The organism is Flexibacter flexilis DSM 6793, assembly GCF_900112255.1.
Lineage (GTDB): Bacteria > Bacteroidota > Bacteroidia > Cytophagales > Flexibacteraceae > Flexibacter > Flexibacter flexilis.
Genome location: NZ_FOLE01000001.1, coordinates 901,438 through 912,924, shown reverse-complemented (window position 1 = coordinate 912,924; position 11,487 = coordinate 901,438). Strand labels below are relative to the sequence as shown.

At 42.1% G+C, this 11,487-nt stretch carries 4 protein-coding genes; all 4 read right to left on the bottom strand.

What is annotated here, in order from left to right; genetic code table 11:
• Positions 1 to 143 precede the first annotated feature (143 nt).
• Positions 144 to 4,403, bottom strand: a complete 4,260-nt coding sequence (locus BM090_RS18125) for a T9SS type A sorting domain-containing protein (protein ID WP_143083855.1) — start codon at positions 4,401 to 4,403, stop codon at positions 144 to 146.
• 216 nt (positions 4,404 to 4,619) lie between these two features.
• Positions 4,620 to 5,786 (bottom strand): tetratricopeptide repeat protein, encoded by a 1,167-nt coding sequence (locus tag BM090_RS03960; protein WP_091507707.1) that lies wholly within the window; start codon positions 5,784 to 5,786, stop codon positions 4,620 to 4,622.
• Between the two features lie 343 nt (positions 5,787 to 6,129).
• The gene (locus tag BM090_RS03955; protein WP_091507705.1) at positions 6,130 to 8,070 is read right to left on the bottom strand and encodes a PorP/SprF family type IX secretion system membrane protein; all 1,941 of its coding nucleotides are present in this window, start codon (positions 8,068 to 8,070) and stop codon (positions 6,130 to 6,132) included.
• Between the two features lie 39 nt (positions 8,071 to 8,109).
• Positions 8,110 to 11,478 carry an Ig-like domain-containing protein gene (locus BM090_RS03950; protein WP_091507700.1) on the bottom strand — a complete coding sequence of 1,123 codons (3,369 nt, stop codon included), beginning with the start codon at positions 11,476 to 11,478 and terminating at the stop codon, positions 8,110 to 8,112.
• Between the last annotated feature and the right edge of the window lie 9 nt (positions 11,479 to 11,487).

Genomic DNA, 11,487 nt, shown 5'->3' with positions numbered 1-11,487 from the left:
GATGGGTTTTACCCATTCGATGTTTTGGGCGGGTAGTAAGTAGCCCAAGAGTAGGAGCAGGGAGGTAAGAAGGCGTTTTTGCATGGGGGTAGAAAAGGAAAAGCCTTCCTCGCTTGAGGCAAGGAAGGCAAGGTAAAACATTATTATTGTTGAATGGCGATTTTGTGTTTGGCCAGCACTTTACCGTTGTGCTGTAGGCTACCCAAATAAATACCCGAAGGCCAATGAGCAGTGTTAAGTTCCAAGCTGCCATTGCTTTCCGAAAGGCTTTGCTCGTACCAGAGTTTGCCTGTTACGTCGCGTATTTGTAGGCGCACAGGGTTTTGGGCAAGTGCTTCTGGCGTGAGGCTTTCCGATAGCTCATAGCTCATGAGGGTGCTGCTGCTGGCAGGGTTCGGGCTATTTTGCAAAGTAGTTGGGCGCGATGGCGCGGCTACTCGCTCTAATACGCCATTTCTGCTCATACAAGTATTAATATCGGCATCTATTTGCGGGAAGCATTTTAGTATATACATATTATTTGATGGTATTGAATATGTGTTTTCATTTTCAAAACGATAATACGTTATTTTATTAGCCATTTGGTTATTAATAAATATCATGTTGTTAGGGGTAGCGGCAGGCAAATCTATCCCCAGAGAGATTTCGTTGCCTTGTGGGCTATTGCCAGTAATGATATTATTACTGAAGCTACAATCGCCTAATTGGTAGTCATTAACATCAAGAGAGCTTTTTATTGTAGCATTTCCTTCTAATAATACGGCGGTCTGAGGGCCTGTCCATTTTTTAGCAAACTGGTTACACGTAAATCCAAGAATAAGTGGACTTGTTTCCTGTTTATTGATGTGTATGCTGGTTTGGCATTCGGAGAAGGCATTGGTTTTGATGCTATAGTTGTCACCGTTGCCTGTGAGTTGGATGCCTGTGCGTAGGTTACGGAATTGGTTTTGTCCGTCTATGGTTACGGCACGGTTGCCTTCCGCATAAATACCAATATGCTCTAAATCGTGCTGGCCTGCATTAGGACTACGGAAAATATTAAAAGTCGGTAACGCATTATTAGAACCGTTAGGTATTCGTTGAATTTTTATAATGGTATTACCTTTAGAGTAAATGCCATAATTGGCTTTTTCTGGAATCCCTCGTTCTATTTTAGTGGTCAGGCTTTGGGTAGTGTATTTGATAGGAGCATAATAAAATTGGCTGCCATATACCGAAAGCGTGTTGGTAAAGGTGTTGTAGTTAGGTCTGCTATTATACACGCCAGCTACAAAAATGTTGTTAAAGGTATTGAAGCTATATTGTGAGGTATTTCCAATCACCATTTCACCAAAAGCACTAAGCATTTCGATGCCATACATTGCTCCGTCCATATTATTATCTATAAATTGGGGAAACTCTCGTTGTGTCCTAACAAACGAATGCGCATAGAAATAACCTTCTGGATCAATGTTTGTATTATGTTCTATATCCAGTGGTGCTTTCATCTCTTCTGGATTTGAAGTGAAATTAGAAGAGGTAATAGAGAATGGGGTAATCGTACTTTGTACGCTCATGTAGTTATTTCTGAACGTGCTGTTTTCTATTACACATGTTACACCACTGCCGCTCATATCAGGGCTACTGTTATCTACTATCCCATTGTAGCTATCCGAAATTTCGCTATCAATCATTGAAAGATAAGTTCCTTTGGTAAGATAAATACCATCCCACATAGCCTCACAAGCCGCTTGGAAAGTAGAACCTTTTATGTCAAGCAGCCCCATTCTTCCATCTACCACTGAAATTTTGTAACCACCTACAGTTCCTCCCAGTATAGGTTCTTCGTGGTAATGATATCGGCTATTCACGTAGATTTTCTTCTCATGAATCTTGAAGACTTGACTGTTGTCTGGATACAAATCAATATTTCCAGCGACTAGATATTTGTTTGAAGGACTCTCGGGGAAGTTTTCGTAATATGGTGTTGATTCGGCGGTAGGGTCTCCCAAAACGACCACCTTCTCGACACAGCATTTACCCAAAACAATTACTTTGCGCGTAATTTCACCAGCACAGCCTTGTGCTGATTTTACTTTTACTTTGATCGTAACTGTTGCATAATTTCCATCAAAAGAATAAAAAACAATGCTTGCTGTCCCTCCATCTTCGATAGTAGTAAAATAGGGATGAGCATCTTGGCCGTCTTCTGTTTCCCAAGAGTATCCTTCTGGATCTAATTGAAAGCCAGAAGTAACTTGTAAAGCCAGTTGGTTGTCTGGGCAAATCACGATAGGCGCATCGTCCTCATACACTTGGTTTGTATTAGCATTTACAATATGAATATTGCCTGTGATGTTTTGGGGAGCTAAAGTATAACTAACAGTTGCCGTACAACTGCCAGCTAATTGAACAGTAACAGTGTATGTACCTGCAGCATGAGCGGTATAAGTACTAGGTACTTCGTCTTCAAACATGATATTATCTCCTTCATACTTCCATCCAAGCACTTTAGTGATTGGTAAATTATTAAGACTAACTGGGGTAAGTGTTGCTGTTCCGCCTTGACAAAGTGTAGTGGAGGTAAGTTGGATTTGAGGGTTTTGAACAATAATATTGAAGGTGGTAGAAGTAAGAATATTACCGTCAAAGTCATACCAAATTCTTTTGTAAACAGCACTTTCTTTGGGTGTAATAGTAGCTATCCAGCCGTTAGGTGGAACCTCCTGGTTGTTGGTAGCAGTCCACTGCATAATTGCACCCGAAATAGTTAAGTATGAGCCGTTTGCATTTACGCTACCAGAGCAAGGCAAGTCCGCTAATATTAGGGGATTGTCTTTACAAACATATTTGGTTACAGTATTAGAGGGTGGGGCGAGTGTTATTGAATTGCCCTGTGTACAATCTACAGATCTTCTCACAAAATAACGACTATACAACGAATTGAAGTTCTGTAGTGACAACAAATATGAATCTATGGTGAGTGTTTTAGTATGTTGGTCTGGTATAATAGCGTTATTGTAATACCAAATCCAATTGTTATCATCAGGAGCATTGCTATTAGTAACGGATATTGTGGTCAAAGGATTGGTGCCATTATAGCAAGGCGTTAAGCCATTAGAACTTGATATATTCCAAATAGTTTGGGGTTGTTGTATTTGTACTGTCACTTGATTGCTAACTCCACAGGGCATACTAACTGATGGCTCTGGAAGTATTTTAGCGATATATGTCCCACTTGCCATTGGATGATAGGTATATCCACTTCCTTGGCTTGACAAGTTCCCATTAGATAAAACTTTGTACCAACGAATTGTGTAAGGAGATTGTATGGGAGTACTGGTACTGGCTGTAAGCAATATATCTGTCGCACAAGTATTAGAAGACGATGAGACAGAAATGGACGGATAAGGATATATGGTACAAGATGAAATAAATGTTTGTCCGAGTATATTTATTGTTCGTTTGTAAATGGTCGTTTGGGTTGGTATTGGTGTAATGGCCAACATATTATTATAGGCTGCCAAATTGCTTGAAACTCCATTGACTTCTTGTTTCCAAGTGACAGTCATGTCGTTAGGCAGACTCGCATTATTATAACTATCTCCAATCGTATTTCCAGAACAAGCAAATGTCGGCAAATCATCTGGTACTTGAATTAAGTGTACATCATCAATGTAGTAGTAGGCTTGTTCTGTATAATCATCACTTACTTGCGTTGACCCTACAGAGCTATTAAATCCTAAAATGATTTTGGTTGGAGTAAGTATTGAAGTACTTGGTACTGTAAAGGTTTTTGCAAGGGTTATCCAATTATTTTTATCTTCTATCGCGGTGATATTGGATAGATTGAACGTAAAATCACCACTGATAATGGACATTTGTAGTCCTCTATGAGCAAGATTGGAATTATCAGACAAATTGGCTTTGAAAGACGCTACATATCGTTTCCCCGAAATTAATCCCACATCACTTTGCTGTGCCATTTTTTCTGAATAGATAGGATTTGTTCTGTATCTTAGCCCAATATACCCTTGTATGCTACTGTTTAATGTACCATCTTTTTGGTATCCCTCCATATTATGAGGAATGCCATGACTATAATCAATAGGAATAGAGTTATTATTATCACAAGAATTAAAATAATCAGGGCTTAATTCTTGTGCAGACCAAAAAGAAAGACCTGATAAACAGTTTGTACTTTGTTCAAAATTGCCATTGCATATTTTCTCAAAGGGGTTTTGAGAAGAGCAGTTGGCTACCTGCGTATTAATTTGGGCCTGTGCTGTATTTATTCCGCATAATACAGCAGCAACTACCGTTAATTTGGTACTAAATCTTTTCAGGGTGCGTAAGGGCACGAAAAGACTTTTAGAAAAAGACATAGCTTTCCCCATAGACATAGTGTCAATTTGTTTTTTCACGAGATGTTAAGTTTTTTAATTTAAAACAATATTGAGGTACTTGTCTGGGTGTGTATATAGGTGTGTAATAAGTGCAATTTTAAGTGATTAATTATAGAAATGCAATGTTTGTACAATTAATGAAAAGTATATTATCCAAAATATTAAAAACAAAAAAGGCCTACCCTTTTTACAGATAAGCCTTTTTTGTTTTGATGTTATATGTCTCAGACGTAATTAGTTTTTGATTTTGGCTAATTTGTCCTGAATGTCTTTCATTTTGTGCGCGTCGTTCATGTTGTAATAGACACCTTCCAACGCAAGCATGGTGTTTTTGTTGGCGGGCGTAAGTTTATGCGCTTTTTCCAAAAATGGCTGAGCTTCCTTAAACATTGCGCTGCATTGGTCAATAATTTTGGTAAGCATCGTTACGTCAAGGTCGTAGCTTTGATCGTTGATGATGTCCACCGCACGATTGTAGTACGTGATACCCATGTTGTAATTGGCACTAAAGTTATTTCCGTCAAGTTCCAATGCTTTTTTGTATGCAGTCAGGCGTTTTTGGAAATAGGCTTCTTTATCAATGCCTTTGTTTGCTTTCACGATGCGATCCAACGCCGTTCCTTGCACCAAATACAACTCAATGTTTTTAGGATTCAGGCTGATGGCTTTATCCAAAATTGGCTCAATTTCTGAAAGTTGGTTGTTGGCCATCATTACGTTTACTTCCGTAATAGCGATTTTGTCATCGCTTGGATAGAGTTTTGCTCCTTCTTTGAGCAATGCCAAACACTTTTTATCTTCTTTCTTTTGGTGATAAAGATTGGCCAAGTTATCGTAAAGCAAGGCATCTTTGTAACCTGCCTCCAATGCTTTTTCGTAATAGAAAATCGCTGAATCTGCTTTGCCCGTCATCTCGTCGGCGTAGGCCATATACGAGTAAACCTCAGGGTTGAAACTGGCTGCATCCGCAAACTGAATGTTACTTACATAGCTACGAATCGGTGCTTTTACGTCTGTATATTTTTTGGCGTTAAAAAGTTCTGTTCCGTCTTGTAGGTAAGTATTGGCCAAAAATTTGATGTTGGCTTTACATTCACCCACGTATTCGTTGGCTTTGTCCAGTGTTATAGATTTTTTGAAAAAATCCACACTTTGTAAGCGTGCTTCTTTATTTTTTACGGGGTCTTGCTTGAAAACTTCTTTATAAATGAAACCTTTATAATACCAAGTCTTGGCCTCGTTCACAGACGCGGGATTGCCAGAGGCAGCGTCTATGGCCGTTTTAGCAGCATCAATTTGTTTATTTTTGAGAAATTCGGCGGCTTTCGTAACCAAAATCGGTTGAGCTACAGCCACATTTCCCAAAATACCCAAAATACCAAGCATCAACACTTTTTTCATACTAATCTGCACTTTTTTAGGTACTTGTTGAAAGAATTATATTTTTGATATAATCGAATCAGAGAGGTTGTGAAAAATGGGTTTACACCTTCTTTCCCAGAACAAACATACGAAAAACTTGCAAAATTCTGTATGTGTTTGTAAGTTTTTTTCATTATTACATTGCCGCTCCCTCTTAGAAACATTACAATATTAGGGTGTTTTTGGGTTAATTGATATATTTTTTAGCCAAAAGTACATTTTTACTCGGCCAATGAACTGCTTTCTGTTGTGAGTGTATAAAAAGCGATGGGGCGGCACAAAGTGCCGCCCCATCGCGCTATTTTAGATGAAATACAACCAATTATTTGCTGCGCAAAACGATAAGTTCTACGCGACGGTTTTTCAATTTGCCTTCGTCCGTAGCATTGTCGGCTACTGGTTTTGTTTGGCCATAACCTTTGGTTTGTAGGCGATTAGCTTTAATTCCTTTGCTCACCAAATATGTTTTGATGGCTTTGGCGCGTTCAAGCGAAAGTCCCAAATTCTTTTTCGCATCGCCTGTGTTGTCGGTGTGGCCTGCGATTTCGAGCGTAGCTTTAGGGTTTTCTTTCAACCAAACAATCCATTTGTCAAGTTCTGGGTAAGACTCTGCCAAAATAACGGCTTTGCTTGGTTCAAAATTCAAATGTTTAAGTTCGGTCTTCATACCTGCCGCGATTGGTTGCAACAAAATTTCGGTTTCAAGGTCATGGCTTTGTTTGCCTTCTTTGTCTTTCACGTCCACCGACTCGGCCAAGAAGCCTTGTTTTTTAGCAAAAATCTTGTACGTTTTATTGGCAGAAGCTAATGGTGCAGCGGCAAAAGCACCTGTAGTCGAATCGCTATTGATATTTGCTACAGCTTGGTTATCAATTGTTTCAATTGTTACTTCTGCATTGATTGGCTGCTTCGTTTTGGCGTTTAGCACTTTGCCACGCAAAGTAGTAAGCACAGGGCAACCTTTGTTTTCTGCTGTGCCTTTTTCATTTGGACAAGTGTCGTCTTTGTCGGCTACGCCGTCTCCGTCCGTGTCTGGGCAACCTTTGAATTTTGGCAAACCAGCCACATTTACGCATTCGTCGTCGGCATCAGCTACGCCGTCTTTATCCGCATCGGGGCAACCTGCTAAGGCTTTTTCGCCTGCTACGCTTGGACATTTGTCGTTTTTGTCGGCTACGCCGTCTCCGTCGGCATCAGGGCAACCCTTCAGCTCAGGTAAACCCGCCAACATCGGACATTCGTCTTCAGTATCCACGATGCCGTCTTTATCCGTATCTTTTGGTTTTTCGATTTTCTGCCCAATGGTTTTGCGCCAAGCCAACGCCAATTCGGGTGCGCCTACGGTTTTGCCATTGTTTTTGAGCGAACTCGCGCCAAGGTCATAGCTCAAACCCACGATATAACTCGGCTGATACCATTCCACCATGGCTACCACAGCATTATCCCAACTGTACCAAGCACCCAAACCAAGATGACTTTGTGGGGCTGTGTGATAGCGGAACAATGAGCCTACATTAAGTTGTTGGCTTTTATTGCTTTGCTGTACAAAACGCGCGTTAGGAACAATAGAATATTGGTCGTTTTTCCATGCCACTACCGAACCCGTAACTTGTAGGTTTTGGCTCAATTTGTTACTAAATGTATTGCCTGTTTCGGGCTGATTGAGGTTATAAAGCGATGCACCAAGGCTAAAAGTTTGTTCGCCTTCGGCATTTTGTCCATAAAACATCAAACCGCCGTTGAGTTGCGCGAAAGTTTTGTTTTCGCCTCCAATGCTTTCGTTAATTGGTGCGTTGGGGTCGTAAGTGCCGCCAATCCATTGGCTGCCTGTGGTGAGTCGGTCTCCATCTAAGCGACGTTGATATACACCCGCTTGCAAGCCCAATGCCACAAAAAGTTTTTCGCTCAAACGCACATTATGCGCATAACCCACTGTTCCGCCAGTAGTTTGCACGTAGCCGTTTTCACCTGTGCGGTCTTGCAAAATCGTTACGCTTACCCCACCAAAACGTTTGTCTGCGTCATTTCCTTTGAGCAAAGCACGCGAAAACGAAAGTGCAGGCGTAGAATAACCATCGCCCACGCCAGCCCATTGGCGGCGATAGTTGAGCATTACACTCATTTCGTTTTTGGTAGCCACCGCCGCAGGGTTTGTGAGCGTTGGGGCGTGGTGGAATTGAGAATAATAAACGTTTTGCGCCATGCTCGCCCACGAAAGCGAAAGCAAGCCAGCCGCGATATATATTTTTTTAGAAATTTTCATTAGAATAAAATAAATTGATTTTCAACTGTTTAAGCCAAATTATTTAAGCACTACCACGCTGCCGTTTTTCTTAAATTCGGTGCCGTCGGTGTAAGTGCCTTTGAGTGTCCAAACAAGCGTTTCGCCTGTAAGTAGTTTGCCTTCGTACTCGCCATTCCATGTTTGGCCGCTTGCCGAAAGGTTGGCTACTTCGTTACCTAATCTATTGAAAACCAAAAGTTTGTATTCCGAAACATTGTTGCTGTACAATTGGAACGCGTCGTTGTTGTGGTCGCCATTCGGAGAGAATGAATTTGGCACAAAAACTTCGTTGCCTGCTTTGACGGTAACCGTTACATTGCGTGTTTCGCTACAACCCGCCGACGTGCTGATAGTCAGTGTATAAACCGTTGTTTGGCTTGGCGTTGCTACTGGGTTTGCAATGTTGGTTGCCGAAAGTGTGCTATTGGTTCCCCAAGTATAAACATCTCCGCCCGAAGCCGTAAGCGTAACACTTTGGCCTGCTTGTATTGTTACATCCGCAGGGAATTGGAAATCGGTTGTTCTTACCGTAACTCGTACCATCGTGCGGTTACTTTGGCAAGTGCCATCTTGTGCCGAAACGTAATAGTTGGTAGTGGCCGTTGGCTGTACGTTTAGTGTGTTGCCTGTGCCGATAGCTGTGCCGCCTGTGGCTGCCGTAAACCAGCTAAAAGTGGCCGTCGGAATCGTAGAACTTGCCACCAAATGTGCTGTGTCGCCTTCGCAAATCGTAAGGTTGGCTGCGGTCGGTTTGGCCAAAATATTGCTGTAACCCAAGGTAATGTAATGTAGCGTATTGCTAAAAGCCATAGTGTCTGAGGTTACGCTACCCCAAGCAGTTGTGCCTGAAGTTCCATAATTGCCATAGCTTTCCCACTCGCTTCCGCTCCAATGTGCTACGGCCATATTTGGCATATCTGTTACAGTTGGTTGTGTTTGCGCACCCCAGAAGGCTGTTACTTGCAAGTTATTGTTGAAGGCGTTAGTCGCATCCATTGTCCAATATTCGTTGCTGCTCACTTGGCAAAGTCCGTTATTTGGATTAATCGCCGTGCCAATAGTTGAAGTATTGTTATTAAAAAATTCAACAGCTACATTGCTTTGAGCTGTAAGCACACCAATTGAATATGCGCCAAAAGGTCTGAAAACGCCGTTTTTACCTACTGGCAATCTAAATGATTCTACGGGAGCATACGTTTTGTAAACTTTGCCGCTCACGTGGCTTGTATCCGAACCGCCCGAATAAATGGCCTGAGATTCTAAGCTAAATGTACCTACTGTACTTGGGTAAATAATACCATCTGTCAGTACCAATTCTTTTCTAACATTAATAGGCTTGTTTAACATTACGCTGCTGTCGGTTTTGGCTATTTCCAAAGTGCTGAAAATTTCAGTTGTAGCCGAACCGTTGATGCGTTGGGTCGTGTTGCCGACAAGCGAAACGCGGCCTTTGCCTGCTGCAAAGTGATTGACGGTGCTGTTGTTCCAGTTGCCGTGCAATAAGATTTGTCCGTCGGTAGCTGCGCCTGTGCTGTCCATGTCTAATGTGCCACCTGAAAACGTCAAGTTTCCGTGTACTTCCAATTTATGTGCGGCATTTCCTTTGATAGACAAACGCTTGGCTTGAATATCAATGTTACGGCAGTGCGCTACCAGTGTCGTAGATGCAATTTCGGGATTATTGATAGCCGAAGCAGGGATAATAACATCAATATTGGCATCAGGGACTTGGTAGAGTTCCCAGTTACAGCCATTGAACCAGTCGGTTGAGTTCATGCCCGTCCAAACACCAAGTGTTCCGCCTGTGCTTGTAACGGTGAAAGGAGTTTGGGTAACATAAGAATTTGTCCAGTTCCCAACATTTTTGAGGTTGTCAAAAATGAGTGCTTTGCTGCCGACACGTAAAGCGTTAGGTGTAGTTTTAAATGAATTGGTTTCATTGCTCAATAGAATAGAAGCAAAATTCAAACAACTAATCTGAATAGGAAGTCGTGAGGTAAGTTCGCCTGCGTTGGCATCTGCTACGGCTTGGCTCGTCAATGCCCATTCGGTGTTGGAATAACCAAACAAAATGCGGCCAGTGAAAATAGCATCGTCATTGCCATCAGCACCTGTATAAGTACCGTTATCCCAAAAGCCCTGTAAAACAAAGAGTTGGTCGCGGTCTGTGGACATATTGAAATTGCCATAATCTGCGGTAATCGGAGAAACATTATCGCGTGTCCAGCCTGTTGGAGCCGTTCCCACGCCAAAAGTTCCGTTGGTAAATTCGTTGATAGAACCTGCAGGAAGTATGCTTGTGCCACTGTACGTAAGTGAAATTACTCCTTCTTGGTTGCCCCAAGTGTTGGTAGAAACGCCTGCGGCATTGCCGCGTTCGTAACCATTGTCCGTAAAGAGAATTTGAGTGCCTGGCAAAATATCAACTAAGTTCACGAAAGACACTTTATCTGCTGCTGAACCTGTGTTTGCATCTACGGCCACAATGGCAATATCGCCAGGATAAAGCGTAGAGCCTGTAATGGGCGGCGTTTCGTCGTCTAGAATCGTAACCGTAATTTTGTTGGTTGCTCCCACCAAACAGCCATTCGTGGTGCTACTTAGGCTTAATTCAACGGTTTTGTTTCCTGCAAAAGTGTTGTTATTGATAATCGGAATAACAATGTTTTGGGAAGTTGTTACCCCGTCAAAAGTAAGGGTAGTAGGGGAGGTAAACGTAAAATCTGTGCTGGCTGCTGTGCCGCCCGTAACGGTCATGTTTACGGCGCAAGCCTGCGCAATGCTTTGATTTACAGTAACCGTAACGCTGCCACCAGCTTCGCTTACGCTTGCACTAGCCAACGAAAAGTTGAAAGCGGGTACGTTGTTGAAGTCTGTGATGTTGATGTCATCGAAATTGATGCGATTACTTCCTCCTGTGAGTTTTACGATACGGATACGCACGTTGCCCGAAGCGTTGACCGTGAAAGTCTCTTGTACCAAACTAGTAGAATTGGTCGTAATGTCGCTGCCTGCCTGTGTCCACGCCCCGCCGCCATTTGTCGAATATTCTAGTTTCCAAGTAGAACTGTTATCGTTTCCGTACTTTGCGTGCCATACTGTTACTGTTCCTGCGCCATTAGTTTTAGGCTCTAGCATTTCCAAAGAACCAGCATTGCGCGTACGGGCTGCTTGAGTGCCGTTAAAAACATCATTTGGTTGGCCATTTATAAGTGCATCAGTCAAGCTCCATTGAAGCCCAGAAAGTGTAACGGTACCTTGTGCGTAGCCTCCTTTGGTGGCATCTTCAAAGCCTGTATTGTAAGTGGCGGCCTGTGTATTGATTATACAACTAACACACCAAACAAGAAGGCAAAAAAAAAGTTTGTAATTGATTTTTAATGTCATTTGAAAAGT

Excerpts from the sequence above, each read along its gene's own strand:
- BM090_RS03960 (WP_091507707.1), bottom strand. The coding sequence starts at position 5,786 with ATGAAAAAAGTGTTGATGCTTGGTATTTTGGGTATTTTGGGAAATGTG.
- BM090_RS03955 (WP_091507705.1), bottom strand. The coding sequence starts at position 8,070 with ATGAAAATTTCTAAAAAAATATATATCGCGGCTGGCTTGCTTTCGCTT.
- BM090_RS03950 (WP_091507700.1), bottom strand. The coding sequence starts at position 11,478 with ATGACATTAAAAATCAATTACAAACTTTTTTTTTGCCTTCTTGTTTGG.